The 17,808-nt window shown below is 38.6% G+C and carries 18 protein-coding genes; 9 read left to right on the top strand and 9 right to left on the bottom strand.

Translation table 11 applies throughout. The features are described 5' to 3' along the window. Positions 1-188 precede the first annotated feature (188 nt). The 5 genes from PSI23_RS05055 to PSI23_RS05035 all read left to right on the top strand — a co-directional run bounded on the left by PSI23_RS05055 (position 189) and on the right by PSI23_RS05035 (position 4,769). Positions 189-1,103, top strand: coding sequence for a metal ABC transporter substrate-binding protein (locus tag PSI23_RS05055; protein ID WP_273554061.1), 915 nt, complete (start codon positions 189-191; stop codon positions 1,101-1,103). Continuing rightward, positions 1,100-2,011, top strand: a complete 912-nt coding sequence (locus tag PSI23_RS05050) for a manganese/iron ABC transporter ATP-binding protein (protein WP_273554060.1) — start codon at positions 1,100-1,102, stop codon at positions 2,009-2,011. The genes PSI23_RS05055 and PSI23_RS05050 overlap by 4 nt, the downstream gene beginning before the upstream one ends. Further along, on the top strand, positions 2,008-2,883 hold the full coding sequence (locus tag PSI23_RS05045) for a metal ABC transporter permease (protein ID WP_273554059.1): 876 nt from the start codon (positions 2,008-2,010) through the stop codon (positions 2,881-2,883). The genes PSI23_RS05050 and PSI23_RS05045 overlap by 4 nt, the downstream gene beginning before the upstream one ends. Then, positions 2,880-3,776 carry a metal ABC transporter permease gene (locus PSI23_RS05040; protein ID WP_273554058.1) on the top strand — a complete coding sequence of 299 codons (897 nt, stop codon included), beginning with the start codon at positions 2,880-2,882 and terminating at the stop codon, positions 3,774-3,776. Before PSI23_RS05045 ends, PSI23_RS05040 begins: the two co-directional genes overlap by 4 nt. 129 nt (positions 3,777-3,905) lie before the next feature. After that, complete coding sequence (locus PSI23_RS05035) at positions 3,906-4,769, top strand: fructosamine kinase family protein (RefSeq protein WP_273554057.1); 864 nt, start codon at positions 3,906-3,908, stop codon at positions 4,767-4,769. Between the two features lie 202 nt (positions 4,770-4,971). On the opposite strand, the gene PSI23_RS05030 is transcribed toward PSI23_RS05035, so the two are convergent. Then, a complete protein-coding gene (locus tag PSI23_RS05030) occupies positions 4,972-5,511 on the bottom strand; it encodes a YniB family protein (protein ID WP_273554056.1) in 540 nt (179 codons plus the stop codon). 206 nt (positions 5,512-5,717) lie between these two features. Between PSI23_RS05030 and hxpB the strand changes: the two genes are divergently transcribed. The 3 genes from hxpB to PSI23_RS05015 all read left to right on the top strand — a co-directional run bounded on the left by hxpB (position 5,718) and on the right by PSI23_RS05015 (position 9,058). After that, positions 5,718-6,383 (top strand): hexitol phosphatase HxpB, encoded by a 666-nt coding sequence (gene hxpB, locus PSI23_RS05025; RefSeq protein ID WP_273554055.1) that lies wholly within the window; start codon positions 5,718-5,720, stop codon positions 6,381-6,383. Positions 6,384-6,584: 201 nt separating this feature from the next. Continuing rightward, the gene (locus tag PSI23_RS05020) at positions 6,585-7,175 is read left to right on the top strand and encodes a metal-dependent hydrolase (protein WP_273554054.1); all 591 of its coding nucleotides are present in this window, start codon (positions 6,585-6,587) and stop codon (positions 7,173-7,175) included. A gap of 491 nt (positions 7,176-7,666) precedes the next feature. Beyond that, positions 7,667-9,058, top strand: a complete 1,392-nt coding sequence (locus PSI23_RS05015; RefSeq protein WP_273554053.1) for an L-cystine transporter — start codon at positions 7,667-7,669, stop codon at positions 9,056-9,058. A 308-nt stretch (positions 9,059-9,366) separates the two neighbouring features. Here PSI23_RS05015 and htpX read toward each other — a convergent pair whose 3' ends face one another. The 8 genes from htpX to ftnA all read right to left on the bottom strand — a co-directional run bounded on the left by htpX (position 9,367) and on the right by ftnA (position 17,199). Next, on the bottom strand, positions 9,367-10,248 hold the full coding sequence (gene htpX, locus PSI23_RS05010; RefSeq protein ID WP_273554052.1) for a protease HtpX: 882 nt from the start codon (positions 10,246-10,248) through the stop codon (positions 9,367-9,369). Between the two features lie 191 nt (positions 10,249-10,439). Continuing rightward, positions 10,440-12,521 (bottom strand): carboxy terminal-processing peptidase, encoded by a 2,082-nt coding sequence (gene prc / locus PSI23_RS05005; RefSeq protein WP_273554051.1) that lies wholly within the window; start codon positions 12,519-12,521, stop codon positions 10,440-10,442. Positions 12,522-12,540: 19 nt separating this feature from the next. Then, entirely contained in the window at positions 12,541-13,251 is a 711-nt protein-coding gene (gene proQ, locus PSI23_RS05000; RefSeq protein ID WP_273554050.1) for an RNA chaperone ProQ, read from the bottom strand. Positions 13,252-13,358: 107 nt separating this feature from the next. Continuing rightward, entirely contained in the window at positions 13,359-13,844 is a 486-nt protein-coding gene (gene msrC / locus PSI23_RS04995) for a free L-methionine (R)-S-oxide reductase MsrC (protein WP_273554049.1), read from the bottom strand. A 594-nt stretch (positions 13,845-14,438) separates the two neighbouring features. Further along, positions 14,439-14,789, bottom strand: a complete 351-nt coding sequence (locus tag PSI23_RS04990) for a YebY family protein (protein ID WP_273554048.1) — start codon at positions 14,787-14,789, stop codon at positions 14,439-14,441. Positions 14,790-14,874: 85 nt separating this feature from the next. Further along, positions 14,875-15,891, bottom strand: a complete 1,017-nt coding sequence (locus tag PSI23_RS04985; RefSeq protein WP_273554047.1) for a CopD family protein — start codon at positions 15,889-15,891, stop codon at positions 14,875-14,877. Next, the gene (gene copC, locus PSI23_RS04980; protein WP_273554046.1) at positions 15,891-16,277 is read right to left on the bottom strand and encodes a copper homeostasis periplasmic binding protein CopC; all 387 of its coding nucleotides are present in this window, start codon (positions 16,275-16,277) and stop codon (positions 15,891-15,893) included. Before copC ends, PSI23_RS04985 begins: the two co-directional genes overlap by 1 nt. 415 nt (positions 16,278-16,692) lie before the next feature. Then, positions 16,693-17,199: a non-heme ferritin gene (gene ftnA / locus PSI23_RS04975; protein ID WP_273554045.1), complete on the bottom strand. Its 507-nt coding sequence runs from the start codon at positions 17,197-17,199 to the stop codon at positions 16,693-16,695. A 336-nt stretch (positions 17,200-17,535) separates the two neighbouring features. Here ftnA and PSI23_RS04970 point away from each other — a divergent pair, with 336 nt between their 5' ends. Beyond that, positions 17,536-17,766, top strand: a complete 231-nt coding sequence (locus PSI23_RS04970) for a DNA polymerase III subunit theta (protein ID WP_273554044.1) — start codon at positions 17,536-17,538, stop codon at positions 17,764-17,766. Positions 17,767-17,808 lie beyond the last annotated feature (42 nt).

Here is a 17,808-nt window from a genome sequence, read left to right as displayed (position 1 = left end):
AGGGTTAACTCTGGACAAAATGCTGTTTTTTTGTTCGCATGAAGTTTATCACTATAATATCAAGCAACAGAAACTTAAAGAGTGATTATCGAGTCTATTATCAATTTCATTCGTTATCATCTTGACTTTACCAAAATGATACTGATAATCATTATCAATAATATATATAACAAGTAAGGTTTACCATAATGAACAAAAAACGTTCGCTTTCTACTTTTACGATATTCAATCTGGTGATTGCCCTATTCACAATAATGCTATTCAGTCAACAAGCTCATGCGGACAAAAAATTCAGGGTAGTCACGACATTTACTATTATTCAAGATATGGCTCAAAATGTCGCAGGGGATGCCGCAATTGTCGAATCAATCACAAAGCCAGGTGCAGAAATCCACGATTATCAACCAACTCCCAAAGATATCATCAAAGCACAGCGTGCAGACCTTATCCTCTGGAATGGCTTAAATTTAGAACGCTGGTTCGAACGCTTTTTTGAAAATATGAAAGATATACCTTCTGCTGTTATAACCGAAGGCATTATTCCTTTACCTGTCCGTGAAGGACTCTACAATAAAAACTCTAATCCCCATGCTTGGATGTCACCCAAAAATGCGCTGATTTATATCGAAAATATCCGTAAAGCTTTTGTCAAATACGATCCAAAGAATGCCGAAGTTTACAATCGCAATGCCAAAGCTTACGCAGAAAAAATAGCTCAACTGGATGTGCCTCTCAGAGAACGTCTTTCCCGTATTCCAGAAGAACAACGCTGGCTGGTAACCAGTGAAGGAGCTTTCAGTTATCTCACACAAGATTATGGTTTCAAAGAAGTATACTTATGGCCAATCAATGCTGAGGAACAAGGTTCTCCTCAACAGGTTCGCCGTGTTATTGATACAGTAAGGGCCAATAAAATCCCAGTTGTCTTCAGTGAAAGTACTGTTTCAGATAAGCCGGCAAAACAAGTCAGTAAAGAAACAGGGGCCCGTTATGGCGAAGTACTTTATGTAGATTCTCTTTCCGCTCAAAAAGGGCCAGTACCAACTTATATTGATCTACTGAATACTACTGTAGACACCATTGCAAAAGGATTTAATCAATGAATCGCTCATCATTAAACCAACAGCCATTATTTGAGCACCCCCATTTAATTGTGGATAACGCCACCGTCACTTACAATAACGGACACACTGCTATTTATGACGCCAGTTTTGATATTACCGGCGGCACAATTTGTGCGCTAGTTGGCATGAATGGCAGCGGAAAATCCACATTATTCAAAACAATCATGGGATTAGTAACACCTTCACAAGGAAAAGTTACCCTCAACGATCAACCTATCAAAACCGCATTAAAGCAAAATATCATCGCATATGTTCCTCAAACCGAAGATGTAGATTGGAATTTTCCAGTTTTGGTTTCCGATGTTGTAATGATGGGACGCTATGGAAAAATGGGGTTCTTGCGCCGTCCCAGCAAGCGTGATCACGAAATCGTCAATGAAGCACTTGGACGTGTCGGGCTGGCAGGATTACGTGATCGCCAAATTGGTGAACTTTCAGGTGGTCAGAAAAAACGAGCATTTTTAGCCCGCGCATTGGCTCAGGAAGGGAAAGTTTTGCTGCTGGATGAACCTTTTACCGGAGTAGATGTTAAAACAGAAAATGCCATTGTTGATTTGCTCCGTGATTTACGTGACGAAGGGCATTTGATCTTAGTATCAACGCATAACCTCGGCAGTGTCCCTGAATTTTGTGATCACGTTATTTTGATCAACCGCACTGTGCTCGCAAGTGGTCACACAGAAAACACTTTTACTCAAAAAAATCTGGAAATCACCTTTGGTGGTATTTTGCGTCATATTAATCTTTCCGGCCCTGAATTACATGAAGATGATGACCCACGCTCACTAACAGTCATTACTGATGACGAACGTGCTGCCGTCTTTTACGGACATGATCATCATGTTCCACCGCGGCAAAGCCCAAAACAAAAGGACAACCAACCATGATGGAACTACTTTTACAACCATTCAGTTACAACTACATGGTAAAAGCCATGTGGGTAAGTGCCATTGTTGGGGCTGTTTGTGCTTTCTTATCCGCTTACCTGATGCTAAAAGGTTGGTCGTTGATGGGAGATGCCCTCTCCCACTCTGTTGTACCTGGCGTGGCAGGAGCTTATGCTCTCGGTTTACCTTATGCAGGTGGCGCTTTTTTTACGGGGATGCTCGCCGCACTATCAATGACACTGGTTCGTCATATTACTCGGTTACGTGAAGATGCGGTGATCGGTTTTATCTTCTCTACTTTTTTTGCCGTCGGGTTATTGATCGTTTCTTTAAACCCTACATCCGTAAATGTACAAACCATTATTATGGGCAATATTCTGGGAATCGCTGATGAAGATGTTTTACAAGTTGAAATCATTATCTCAATTTCCTTTATTACCTTAATGATACTTTGGAAAGATTTATTGGTTGTTTTCTTTGATGAAACTCATGCACGCTCTATCGGGTTGTCACCATTACGGTTAAAAATCATTTTCTTCACTTTATTAAGCGCCTGTACAGTTGCTGCATTACAAACAGTAGGTGCTATTTTAGTTATCGCAATGGTAGTAACTCCGGGCGCAACAGCCTATTTATTAACAGATAGGTTTAAACACTTGTTGATCATTGCTGTCACCATCGGTTCACTCACAAGTGGTATCGGCACATATCTGAGTTATTTCCTCAATGGTGCAACCGGAGGTGTCATTGTCACAATACAAACAGTGATTTTCTTACTCACATTTTTCTTTGCCCCAAAACATGGCATGTTGGCCTCCCGCAGACGAGCTAAAAAAGAATCTCTGTCATTGATTCAGGAACGACGCTCATGAACACATTTATTGAATTAATTACTGAACCCTTCATGCATGAGTTTATGCGACGAGCCATCTTTGCTGCCATTATTGTGGGAGCTGTCTGTGCAGTGCTTTCCTGTTTCTTGGTTTTAAAAGGCTGGTCATTGATGGGAGATGCTATTTCCCATGCTGTTTTACCCGGTATCGTACTCGCTTTTGTCGCAGGTATACCACTTGCAGTAGGTGCGTTCCTCTCCGGTATATTTTGTGCATTTGCCACTGGGTATCTCAAAGAACATAGCAGAATCAAAGAAGATACTGTTATGGGTATTGTTTTCTCAGGCATGTTTGCATTTGGGTTAGTACTGTTTACTCGTATAGATACGGATCAACACCTGACACACATTCTATTCGGCAGCATACTCGGTATTACCCAGCATGAATTATTCCAAACGCTGTGCTTTGCAGGGATCACGCTGGCTATTGTGTTGCTAAAGAGAAAAGATTTCATGCTCTACTGCTTCGATCCTAATCAGGCACGAGTGATTGGTCTTCCTGTGAAACTACTTCATTACGGATTGTTATCTCTGTTGGCCCTAACAATTGTCGCATCATTACAAGCCGTTGGCATCATCCTAGTCATTGCAATGTTAATCTCACCGGGCATTATTGCTTTTATGCTTTGCCGGAGTTTTGATCATATGCTCATTGTGGCAATGATTGCTTCTGTATCATCCAGCGTACTTGGAACAATCATCAGCTTCCATATTGATGCCGAAACAGGCCCCTGTATCGTAATCATTCAAGCCATTTTCTTCACTATTGCACTAATTTATGACCAAATAAAATTGGCTCGTAAAAAAGCAAACAAAGAAACGTTGGAAAAAATGCCATCTCGACTATCATCAACTCCTGAAAAATTAAATTAAAAAATAGAGCGCCATATCAAATTTGAGATATGGCCTTATTAATTTCCATTAAAACCCCTTTTAACCTGTTCAAATGTTGCATCTGTCTGTAATATAAGCATAGCAATTATCAACTTAATGAGGTGAACCATGTGGCAAGCAGTGAACCATCTATTAAGTGAGCATTTTGGTGACGCTGAAATTCACAATAAAACGGAATTGGCAGGAGGAGATATTCACCGTGCTTGGTACATTGAATATGGTGAACAACATATCTTTATCAAATCCAACGTGAAAGACATGTTGCCAATTTTTAAAGCAGAGGCTGAACAACTGGAGTTGCTGGCTCGCAGCAAAACAACCCGTGTTCCCGATGTTTATGGTGTCGGTCACGACCGAAACTATAGCTTCCTGTTACTGGAACATTTGCCTATAAAACCATTTAACGCACATAGCGCATATCTTTTCGGTCAACACCTTGCAAAGCTGCATCAATGGAGTGAACAACCTAAATTTGGTTTTGATTTTGATAACATGCTGGCAACCACCATACAACCAAATGGGTGGCAAAAACGCTGGAATCATTTTTATGCCGAAAAACGCATCGGGTGGCAATTGCAACTTGCCGCAGATAACGGAATGATATTTGGAGATATTAACCAAATTGTCCAAATAGTCAGTGAAAAATTATATCATCATCACCCTCAACCCTCTCTTCTGCATGGCGATCTATGGCCCATGAACTGTGCATCATTGAACAATAATTGTGCAGTTACTTTTGATCCTGCTTGCTATTGGGGTGATCGTGAATGTGATCTGGCAATGTTGCCATTTTACCCGGATCTTCCTTTGCAAATATTTGATGGTTACCAAAGTGTCTGGCCATTACCTCAAGATTTCCTTGAGCGCCAATCTATTTACCAACTCTATTATTTGTTGAATAGATGCAATCTTTTCGGAGGAGATAACTTTATTGTAGTACAAAATATGATTGATAAGCTTTTATCTGAATAGACATGAAAAAACTTTATTAACACCATCTTTGAAAATGAAAAATATTATCTTTAAAAATAAGAATTATTGTTTTTAGCTCTGAGTTAACATTTTATTTTTTAATAAAATGGATATCATTCACGGCATAAAAAACATTAATTTACTTTAACTAAAATACTGAGCAGAGCATCCTTGCACAGTTATCAACTATTATTTTATTACATTACCATCCCAACAATTTACATAAAAAATAGGCAATTGCACCGATAATGATTGGTGATATATAAAGGATAAAAATCTGGCTGAATAAAGAATGATGGGGAAATTTAATTTTAGCCTCCAATTGTTCTTTGGTTATTTCACTTTCCTTCGCATGTTCAAGGATCATTTGATCTTCAATGCGTTCTTTGATGAATCTAAATTGACGATACATTCTTAACCCCGACGCACTCATTGCCAGACCAACAAACATCAGAATATAAATAACTAGAAAACTAATATTTTCTCCTGTAATTCCAACAATATAATCAGGAGTTGGAGAATGTTTCCAGAAAAAATCCAAAAATGGTGTATTGAATTTAATCATTTCTGTCATCATCTTGAGAAAATCATTCAATACCGCGTTAATACCATCACCTTTAACACCATGTCGCCATGCTAGATTAATCACAGAAACAAACGTTGACAAAAGGGCTGGCACAAAAATAATCCAGCCCAAGATTCGTTTAGCAATAGCAACATATCCAGATTGTTGATACGTCATTACATTCCCCATAGGTATAAATCATTTTATTTTTACTCAATGATAGCTCATAAGGAACTAACTTTAACCCTATTTGTAGGGTAATTATTTTATTTTTCCTATAAAACTATTTCTTTCTTTGTTATCACCTATAACGAGATTTAATTTATTGGAATTGCTACAATCAAATTTCATTAATCATAACTATCATCGCGGAGAGATATGAAATGTCATTTTGTTTATCTATAGAGGCTGCCATTTTTGATATGGATGGCTTGCTGATTGATTCTGAACCTTATTGGGAACAAGGCGAAAAAAGTGTATTCCGTGAATTAGGGCTAGATTTGAATTTGGCAGCAGTATTACCTGATACACTGGGGTTACGAATCGATCACGTTGTTGAGCTATGGTATCAAGCATCACCTTGGCAAGGTGTCTCCAAAAGTGAAGTTGAGCAACGCATCATCAATCACGTAGTTCAGTCAGTTAAAGAAAAACGTCCTTTACTACCTGGGGTAGAATATGCTTTAAATCTCTGCCGCGAACGTGGATTGAAAATCGGTCTGGCCTCTGCCTCTCCCTATGAAATGCTCGAACAAGTACTCGAATTATTTAGCCTCCGACATTATTTTGATACTGTAGTTTCTGCCGCACACTTACCTTACAGTAAACCACATCCCGAAGTGTATTTGTTAGCAGCTAATCAACTTGGAGTCAATCCAATTAACTGTCTCACATTAGAAGATTCATTTAACGGCATGATAGCAACCAAAGCAGCAAGAATGCGCTCGATTGTCGTTCCTGCTGCCAGCCATTTCGATGATCCCCGTTGGTCAATGGCTGATATTAAGCTGAATTCGCTGGAAAAATTAACAATAAAAAATATTACTTAATAACCACCGCGCTGCCATTATCCAATATCTATTTCTCTGTATATGGCAGCGCAAATATTAACCTCTTAAAAAATAAAGGGGATATATTAATAAATAAAAGATTTTTCTTATTTACCCTCTATCATCCTTATGCAAAACCCTCTATACTCCTTCACTGTATGTTTAAACAGCAATCAGCATGAATAATTAGTATAAATCGTTATGACAGCAGAAGGGCACATTCTTTTTTCCGTTGCCAGCCTTGTATTGGCTCACCAGCTAGAAATTACACCAGAGATAGCACAGGGAGACTGGTTACATATGCTTCCCGGCGTGCTTCTGGCTTCATTGTTACCAGATATCGACCACCCAAGCTCAACTTTAGGTAGACTATTCCGCTTTATATCCATTCCAATTGCGCGTCTATGTGGACATCGTGGATTTACACATAGTTTATTAGCGCTGCTCGTAGGGGTTACATTATTCCAGACTGAAATACCTTCTGATTGGCCTATTCCAACTGACTTTGTCCATGCCATGATTATCGGTTACATCAGCCATCTTATTGCTGATATGCTTACTCCTGCCGGTATCCCACTCTTATGGCCCCTGAGAATACGTTTTTGCATTCCTATTCTTAGAGGTAAAGAGCGCAAAAAAGCCGAACGCTTCATTGCTGTACTGGTAGTGGTGATCGCGATTATCCTTCCACAACATATCAATTTTTCATTCTCTCACTATTTTGACAAAGTACAATTTGACAAAATACAGTTCGATAAACTGCATGATAAGCTACAGAATTTCTACAAGTAGCTAATCAATCCATATACAACAAACTATCGTAACCCCACTTAAAAGTGGGGTTACCTAAAAAATATAAACAATTCTTTTTAATTACTTCTTATTGTTTGCCTTAAAGAACTCTTAACTCACCTAATTATCACGTTAATGGTCTGATCGGAATAAAAAACAAACAGAGATACATTAATATATATAACCAATTAAACTGGTTAGTAAAAAATAATTATATTAAATTCCATTTAATTATAAGTAAGAGACTTCTTATACTGATAACATTCTACTTTAAGCATTTCATGGTATGTATTCGATAGATTTCAAATTGAAATACAGCTTATAAATCAGCGGATTGGGAGAAAGATAAAAAGTATTTTTCTCATCATACAGAACGATTATATATCATGCAAAAAAATATATATCATATACAGATACACTTATATCCATATATTGCAAGCTGCACACTGCAACTAGAAATATAAAGAGTATATAAGTTTTGGAGACTAGGGATGAATTTACCACTCATCATTAATGTGCTCGTTTTTGTAGCACTACTTATTTTATTAGCAAAAACGAGTTCAAATAATTGGAGCTTGTCTAAAAAAGTTCTTGTGGCTCTAGTCGTAGGTGTCATTTTTGGGCTGACATTAAACATCATTTATGGAACAGACAATGTTACCGTGAAAGAATCAATTAAATGGTTCAATATCGTCGGTAATGGTTATGTACAATTATTACAAATGGTTATCATGCCGTTGGTTTTTGCTTCTATCCTAAGTGCCGTTGCGCGCTTACACAAAGCATCTTCCTTAGGAAAAATCAGCTTTTTTACCATTGGCACTTTACTGTTCACTACAGCGATTTCTGCTCTAATCGGCATTGTAATCGCCAATTTATTTGGACTAAGTGCAGCCGGGCTAATTCAAGGCACTCAGGAAACTGCTCGTTTATCAGCAATTGAAAGCAATTATATTGGCAAAGTTGCAGATATGAGTGTACCTCAGATTATTCTTTCTTTTATTCCCAAAAATCCCTTTGCTGATCTGACGGGAGCACGCCCAACCTCTATTATTAGTGTTGTAATTTTTGCGGCATTTTTAGGCATCGCTGCACTACAAATGCTTAAAGATGATCATGAACGTGGTGACCGAGCCCTGGCTGCCATTGATACTATGCAAGCATGGGCAATGAAGCTGGTTAGATTGGTTATGCGCCTTACCCCATACGGTGTAATGGCTTTAATGACTAAAGTTGTTGCCAGTTCCAATATCCATGATATCACTCAATTAGGTAATTTTGTCGTTGCTTCCTATATCGCCCTTGGCCTGATGTTTGTAGTACATGGCGGACTTTTGGCATTTACTGGGATTAATCCCCTGAAATTCTTTAAAAAGGCAGGCCCTGTACTGACATTTGCATTTACCAGCCGTTCAAGCGCTGCATGTATTCCCTTAAATGTTGAAACACAAACTCGCCGCCTCGGTATTCCTGAGTCTATCGCCAGTTTCTCCGCTTCTTTTGGCGCAACTATTGGGCAAAATGGCTGTGCTGGTATTTATCCAGCCATGTTGGCAGTGATGGTTGCACCAACCGTTGGTATTAATCCTTTTGATCCATTGTGGATTGCAACTCTTGTGGGAATTGTGACTATCAGTTCTGCGGGTGTCGCTGGCGTTGGTGGTGGAGCAACATTTGCAGCATTAATTGTTTTACCAGCTATGGGGCTACCTGTCACTTTAGTGGCACTGCTGATTTCTGTTGAGCCTCTTATTGATATGGGACGCACAGCATTAAATGTTAATGGCGCTATGGCTGCTGGTACAATCACCAGTCAATTGATGGGAAAAACCAACAAAGAAGTGTTTGAGCAAGACGAAGAAGCGACGTTAAGCCAATTTTAATTCGAACCTAATAAAGTAGAATTTAAATTTAGACTAGATAAAACTTAGCCCCCTTTGAACCTTGCAGTCAAAGGGGGCATTTTTACAACTTTTTTCCCTCTTGTTTACACCTTCGTCCCTTTAATTTCCTCTGAAAAGCATACTGTTATGTCACCAACATACATTTTCTCTGTGGATAAAAGAGATTAAAAAGAAGATAAAAAAAGCCGAGATTCATCATGACGCTCGGCTTTGTGTCTACTAACCTACTAAATATTTGCTATAGATTAAGTCTCTTTCTCATTCTTACCAAGAAGAAACTTATAGTATTATTTTATATATTCACCGCTACGAAGAGCTTCAATACGCTTATCCAGCGGAGGATGGGATAAGAACAACTCACTGAAACTCTTAGATTTACCATTAATACAGAATGCCTTCACAGGCCCCTCCTCCTGAGGTTCATAGCTGGTCTTCAAACGTTGCAACGCAGCAATCATTTTTTCACGTCCAACCAATTTCGCTGATCCTGCATCCGCATGGAATTCACGATAACGGGAGAACCACATGGTAATAATACTTGCCAGAATACCAAATACGATCTCCAGCACCATGGAAATCACTATGTAGACGACTGGATTGCCATTACTGCTTTTATTTTCATCATCGTTGCCGGAAAAAAAGTCTGCAGCAGCTTTCGCAATGAAACGTGAGATGAAGATAACAAACGTATTCACGATCCCCTGCAACAATGTCATCGTCACCATGTCACCATTAGCAATATGGCTAATTTCATGTGCAATGACGGCTTCAGCTTCATCACGGCTCATGTTGTCCAGTAACCCTGTACTAACAGCAACCAGAGAAGCATTACGGCGCGCCCCTGTAGCAAATGCGTTAATATCCAAAGCATCATAGATAGCCACTTGTGGCATAGTAATTCCAACCTGACCTGCTTGACGACGAACAGTTTCCATCAACCAAGCTTCAGTTTCATTGGAAGGTTCTTCAATAACCTGACCACCAACAGAATGCAGAGCCACCCATTTCGACAGTAACAAAGAAATGAATGCACCACCAAAACCAAACAAACCAGCCATAATCATGAGGCCAGTAGTACTAGCCTGCTTAATGCCTGTAAGTGAAAGTATTATTCCAAACACCACCATGACAGCGAGGTTCGTGAGAAGGAACAAGACGATTCTCATCATATAAATTTGCTTCCTTTAATTATCAAACAGTTCAACTAAGAGCTAAGCCATTAAGATGGGGACTTTCCCATATTATTCAAATTTTTTCAGATGCTAAGCGATAGAAACAACATAACTTTACAATATGATAAAAAGGCCAGCTATCAAGCCGGCCTTTCGTTTATAACTAATTTTAAATTATCTCGTTACAGCTACTTCAAAGGCTGATTCGCCAAATCCAGTGCAATTTTTACAGATTCATCTAAGTAAGGATCTGGCCCTTTATAATCTTTTGGTAAATCATCAAGTGATTTAAGCGATTTTTTACCTTCTCGTTTAAAGCGCTCATTAATACGATTCAATTTGTTTGTTTCGTCTTCCTTGTTTTCTTTCTCTCTTTGAGCATAGTTCAAAGAATAAACACCATTACGTTCTTTAATGACTTTGTAGTAAGCAATATCCTGTTTGATATATTTGAACTCAGGATCATTAGCAATCCGTTGGTTATGCAGTTTAGTCAGTAGCGGCGTTAACTCTGAAATTACTTTCGAGGAAGTATAATGTGCAGGCTGGATACTATCCCAAGGTAACGCATTGTCTTCTTTGCTTTCCCCTATATCAGAAGGCTCTTCCCCAGTTGGCATAATTAGATCAGGTGTTACACCTTTAAGCTGAGTGCTACCGCCATTTATCCGATAAAATTTCTGGATCGTATATTGTACAGAGCCAATCTCTGGCCACTCAGGTCGCAGCATTTGGTCATAAATACGATTCAAAGGACGGTATTGCTGAACAGTACCTTTACCAAAAGTAGGCTCACCTACAATTAATCCACGACCATAATCTTGTATCGCGGCTGCAAAAATTTCAGACGCAGAAGCACTTCTATTGTCAATCAGAACAACCAGTGGGCCTTTATAATATATTGCCTCATCCATATCTGATTCTTCTTTAATTCTACCAGTATTATCCCGAATCTGAACCACAGGGCCAGTAGAAATAAACAAGCCAGATAACGATACAGCTTCTGTCAATGCACCACCACCATTGCCTCGCAAATCAATTATAATCGAGGAAGCGCCCTCTTTAGTGAGCTTCTGCAATTGTACTTTTACATCGTTAGTCAAGCCGACATAAAAACTTGGTATATCTAAGACACCAACTTTCTCTTTCCCTACCGTTTTCACCGACATCTTGACAGCATTATCTTCAAGACGAATATTTTCACGGGTCAAGGTAACAATGTGGTTTTTTGCCCCTTTCTCACTTGGAGTGATTTCAAGGCGGACTTTACTCCCCTTCGGCCCTTTGATAAGAGCAACAACATCTTCCAAACGCCATCCAACAACATCTACAATAAGCTTGCCGACCTGTCCAACACCAATGATTTTATCCCCAACTTTCAATGAATTACTCTTAGCCGCAGGGCCTCCCGCAAGCAATGAACGAATAGAAATATATTCATCGTCATATTGTAAAACAGCACCGATACCTTCAAGAGATAAACTCATCTCTGAATTAAATTGTTCTGTATCACGAGGTGAAAGATAACTAGTGTGTGGATCTATTTCACGGGCAAAAGCCATCATGATATTTTGAAAAACATCTTCACTCTTGGTTTGTGTGAGACGTTTCAACAACGTCCGATAACGTTTGGTCAGAGTTTCTTTGATTTCTTTATTATTTTTGCCGGATAACTTGAGATTTATCCAATCAAATTTGATTTTAGCATCCCAAAGTTTATTCAGTTCCTCAACACTCTTTGGCCACGGAGCTTTAGTTCGGTCGGTTTCAATTGTGTCATGACCGTTTAAATCAATAGGTTGATCTAAACGAGAAAGCACATATTGATAACGTTCAAAGCGGCGCTTTTGCATCAAATTAAATAGGTCATAAGGAAGTTTTAGCTCTCCCTTTTCAAGCTCTTCCCCTAATTTTCCCTTTTGAGTCGCAAACTGCGCGATATCAGATACCAAAAAAACATTGTGCCAGTAATCCAGTTGATTCAGGTAACGATCAAAAATTTTTCCTGAAAAATCCGCATCCAAATAAAACTGGCGATAATGAGAACGAAGAAAGCGGGTAACAATCCGCGGGCTTACCGTAAGATGCTGCGGTTCCGGTTTTAGATCTGGCAACTGACTCAGACTAATAACAGCTGTATTGTGACCATTAATGACATTGGCGTTGGTAGCATGACCACCATTAGTTGCATTGCCATTAGTAGTATCTGCATAACCTGTACTAAAAAATGATAGACCTAAAACGAAAGCCAAAATAATGAGTTTGTTCATGCCCAAGTTGGCCTCCGTATCAGAACTTTAAGTGTTCTGCGCGTACAATCATTGCTAAACCTGTAGGTAACTGCACTCTTACACCATCTTTTGCAATTTCAAGTACAGATGCATCCATTAAACTTGTTCCTACATTTACTTTGATTGTCTGCCCGACTTTCAAAGAGGATACATCAGTAACTGAGATTAACTCTGGCTGTACAATTTTCTTTGTGGTTTTATCTGCAGGTTTACGCGATTGTTGCATACGGTTTTGCGAACGAACTGGACGTTTTTCACCATCACCCGATGTCTTCTGACGGCGAGGAGCCGGCTTTTTACTCACAGGGCGTTCACTTTTCTTGTCAGATATGTTTTCAGTTTCACGTTTCTTGGCGCGCTGTTCAGCACGTTGGGCCTGTACTCGTCCTTTCGCTTCTGTCAGTTGCTGATGCGCATGTTCAATATGTTCAACTTCCAGCTCACCACACGCATTCCCATCAAGGTCAACACGTTGAGCCCCCTCTTTAACGCCATAGAGATAGCGCCAACTGGAAGTATACAAACGCAGAGCAGAACGAAGCTGTGTTTTACTCAAACACTCTTCGCCCTGAATACGTTCAACAATGTCCTGGAAGATCCCGATCTTCAAGGGACGTGCTTCACCTTCTGCCACGAAACAAAGCGGGAAACGCTCAGCCAAGAAAGCAATGACTTCTTTACTACTATTCAACTTAGGTTGCTTTTCCATGAAATTTCCTGATTACAACGGTTTTGCCAACCAGCGCAGGCACGAACAGGCGACATTATAATGGCGTTGCTGATAAATGCTAGGTGATACATATGTTAAGTTAGGCTCTATTGTAGATATTTTGAAACAATACATTGTTCCAAATGCTCACAAAGCCTGATAACTAAGGCTTTCAAGCCATTTTCATCATTCTCGTCAAACTGACCAAAAACCGTGCTATCAATATCCAAAACTCCAATAATTTGTCCATTGATTTCCAAAGGAAGTACAATTTCAGCATTACTGGCGACATCACAGGCTATATGACCAGGGAAAGCATGCACATCAGAAATACGCTGTATACTCTTATTTGCTACAGCCGTTCCGCATACTCCCTTTCCTATAGGAATGCGAACACAAGCATTTTTGCCCTGAAATGGCCCTAATACTAGGGTATCACCATCCACTAAATAAAAGCCAATCCAATTAACATTATCCAAACGTTCATATAACAATGCGCTTGTGTTAGCAAGAGAAGCGATAAAGTCGTACTCACCCGATAGCAGTGCCATCAAACCATCCGCTAACTCTTGATAAAATTCATTCCTATCCATAAGCTCCTATACAACTAATAAATATTTAACAAAATGAATACAATAATTTCATGTAATATTTTTACCATATTTAACAGGTTATTTCTAAGAATAAACTATCTCTATAACTTTAAATTTTTTCAGAATGCCACCTGTCTTATTGAATTTAAATTTCCTTTAATTATTTTTACCAGTATTTACTTATAAAACTTAGGGTTATATCACAGCTTATATTAAAAGATAAACTAACTTGCACTCAGAATCGTGCTCTTATTCATATTCTTATTATAAAACACCTTACCATTATTCTAATCAGTTGTTTTATTTTCACTTATTTATTATACATATAAGAAAATAGGATAATTTATTGAAAAGAGAGTAAAAATACTCGCTCTTTACGATAAACAAAAAAAGGCCGAGTTTACTCCTCTACTCGGCCTAGGGAAAAATAGCTCTGTTAAAGAGCCTTACACAAAAGTTGCCATTGAGACGTAGAACAACTTATCATCTAAAGCGTAGTTGACATGCAATAATTTACCAAATTTTAATCATTATCGGTTGAATGAAGTGATGATTTTCTTCCGAAGACATCAATTAACCATTACTTTTTATCACCTATTTATCACCTGAATGATCACATAAAGCCAACGCTGCTTTCTGGAATGGCTCAATGCTCATTTTTTGGTTAGGATGTTCGGGATCACTTAAGAGGATCGTATCTAATGATGATGCAATAACTTTATTGGATTTCATAAGTTGTGTTGCACGGTCGTTCAATGGATACTGCATTAATGTGCTGGGATTTATTACAAATAACGCGCCGCCTGATCGACAATCAAGCATAACCTCTTCGCGAGTAAATGCCCATTGTTTGCCAAACTGTAGCTTGCTAATGGTTTTTATCGGTGCTGCTACCCCCTGAAAAGAGAAAAGCAAAAAAGGCAGAGCCCAGAATAGTCGTTTCATTATCATTCTCCTGATAGATACATATCGTGATTTTATCGCTAATTTTTCTGTTTATGTACCCGGATTTTCACCCACCATTCAAGAATCATGCAGGAGGTTGTGTTGCAAAAATAGCCACACATAACAGTGCAGTTGTACCCAGAATAATTTCCAACCAACTATTGATTATCAATTGTTGATAGCACCTTTTCTGCTTTAATTTTGGAACTAAAATATAGCGGTTTATCAAGGCCAAAAGTACCATACCAATAACCAGAACTATTTTTAGCCATAGCATGGATTGATATTCAGAAAGAGCTCGACTGAAAATGGGCCAACCCGGAATTAGAATTACACTACTTACAATTCCCGTCACAATCACCAGAAAAACAGCAAAATGCCCATAAAGAGAGAATTTTCTCATGGCTAATACGCTGTCTGAATATAAATTCATCGCGATATTTTCACTATTATCCAGATTATTGTCTATATCATTGCTTGTTTTTTCCCCCATGTTTTTTGCATATGCCCCATTACCTGAACATGCATTATTAGAGGATAAATTTATTTCTGATGTTTGCCTTAAACACAAAAATTGTAAACACAGTAAGAATGGCCACAATCCCCCAAACCAATAACCTACGCTCAGTAAATGAATAACCTGATTGATTTGAAGTAATAGCCCTATGTTTCCTTCATGCATGGCTGCATGCCCAATGAAAGCATGACTGGAAAGTAAAATGATTGAGCAACCCAATAACAGAAAATTTCTGACCCTAATATTGGAAAGGAACAAACCACCAACAGCAAAAGCAGCAATCAATAACTGCCATTTCCATACTTGCCCAAACGAGGTTCCCAATACAGCTAGCCAGATACCCGGAGCATAAACATCGTACCAGCCATCCCCCATTAATCCAGCTTGTACAATAAACCAGACTATCGAGGTTATAAAAGCCAGTACAGTACTAATTAAAACTCCAACTTTCAACCGTTCTCTCATTAGTGTCGATAAATGACCAGAAACAAGCATTACCGTGAATAAGCTAAGGCCAAACATCAACATAACGACCACAAAATGAGAGAAACGACAGAATACGTATAGCGCCTCTAGAGAGATCATTATTTTACAGTAAAGCTATAAACGCCTTTTGTCTTATGGCCGTCGACAGAGAGTACACTCCAGTCAACACTGTATTTACCCGCAGCAAGCAGGCCTTCAACTGGCAGAATTAACTTAGTTTTAGTTTCAGGATCGAGTTCCAACTTACCCGTTTTAATCGCAGTCTTTTCTGGACCAATCAATTTTACCTTACTGAATCCAAGTTCAATACGTTCTGAAAAGCTCAGAGTAATGGCTTGTGGGGCGGCTTCAACTGTTGTGTTTTCTGTAGGAGTCTGATCTTTCAAATGTGCATGAGCCAAAGCCTGCTGACAAGACATACCGACAAACAGAACCACAAGAGCAGATAATTTGGTCCAGAATGAACGTATGTTAAGAATAAACATATAGATAACCCTTTAATATGCAGATGAATTTTTTATAACTGAGCGGGGATTCTATATCAAAAAATTTGTTTAATCTGCGGCAATCGGCAAATAATGTCTTGACCTGTGAAGCACTACGCAAAAATAGAGATAAAAAGAGGGAACCGTAACTCCAATTTCACAATGCATGAAAAAACACGCGAAAAACAGGAAGTACGGTGGAAAAACAGATCAAATTGGTTTATCTGGCTATCTCCACCCTGTCGATTTCAAGTAGCAGAGTAGCCAGCAAAACAGCAAATTGAAAGATGAAGAATATATATACCCAATAGATTTCAAGATGCGTCGCGGCGGCAAGGGAGCGAATCCCCGGGAGCATAGATAACTATGTGACCGGGGTGAGTGAACGCAGGCAACTTGAAAGACGAAGGGTATATCAGGCGTGTGCTGGTGCCATAGACAATCCCTTAAGCTCTTTATCCAACAAGAACAGAGCCTTTCCACTTTCACCTACCATACCCAATTTATCTAGAATGGATTTGAACAGTTTTTCTTCTTCATGCTGTTCAGCAACATACCATTGCAAGAAATTAAAAGTGGAGTAGTCTTGTGTCGTCATCGCTACATGAGCAAGTTTATTGATCTCTTCTGTGATCAATTTTTCATGCTCATAAGTCTGATTAAACACATCAGAGATAGAATTGAACTCAACAGGAGGAGCCTGAATAGCACCCAATACAGGCATTGAACCAGTGTCCCCCAAATAATCAAACAGGCGTTGCATATGCTGCATTTCTTCTTGTGAATGAGTTCTCAAAAATGCTGCTGCGCCTTCATAACCGTTATCACTACACCATGCACTCATTTGCAGGTATAAATTCGCAGAATAAAATTCTAAATTTAATTGCTCATTTAATTTTTTGATCATTTCTTGTTTTAACATCGGCCACCCCTCCTAATAATTCATTAAACTCGGCGTATTATGCCAATTAAAATCACATAAGACAAAAATAAAATTAAAATAACTAACAATTTGATAAATAACCATTTATAAATAAAAATCAACAAGAATAAATCTCATTAAACATAAGGAAATAAGAATCAGTTTTATTTAATTATACTTTTATTCAAAAAAGCATTTTTTAATATAAATGAGAATTGATATTATTTATATTTACAAGACGTTTTTTTGACCTTATTTAAACAACTTGCTAAACAAAAACGAGTCGATTAATTTTCTTCCAAGAGAAATAAAAAATAAATTTTCAGAGAGGTCATAATGGAACATAACTTAGCCAAATTATCTAAAGATGAGATGGATAAGATCAATATTGATTTAGCAGCATCCGGTGTTGCTTTTAAAGAGCGCTATAACATGCCTGTTATTCCTGACACCGTTGAGCAAGCACAACCACCACATCTGCGAGAATATTTCCAACAACGCTTGCACCACTACCGCCAGCAATCGAGATTTCTGTCACGTTTGCCTTATGAGCCAAGAAGTCGTTAAGAAAATGAAAAGGATAACCACCTCTTTGCGGGTGGTTATTTC

It is taken from the genome of Xenorhabdus yunnanensis (genome assembly GCF_028598805.1).
Classification (GTDB): Bacteria; Pseudomonadota; Gammaproteobacteria; order Enterobacterales; family Enterobacteriaceae; genus Xenorhabdus; species Xenorhabdus yunnanensis.
Note: the sequence above shows the minus strand (reverse complement) of the source record. Positions and strands in the feature narration are given on the sequence as shown.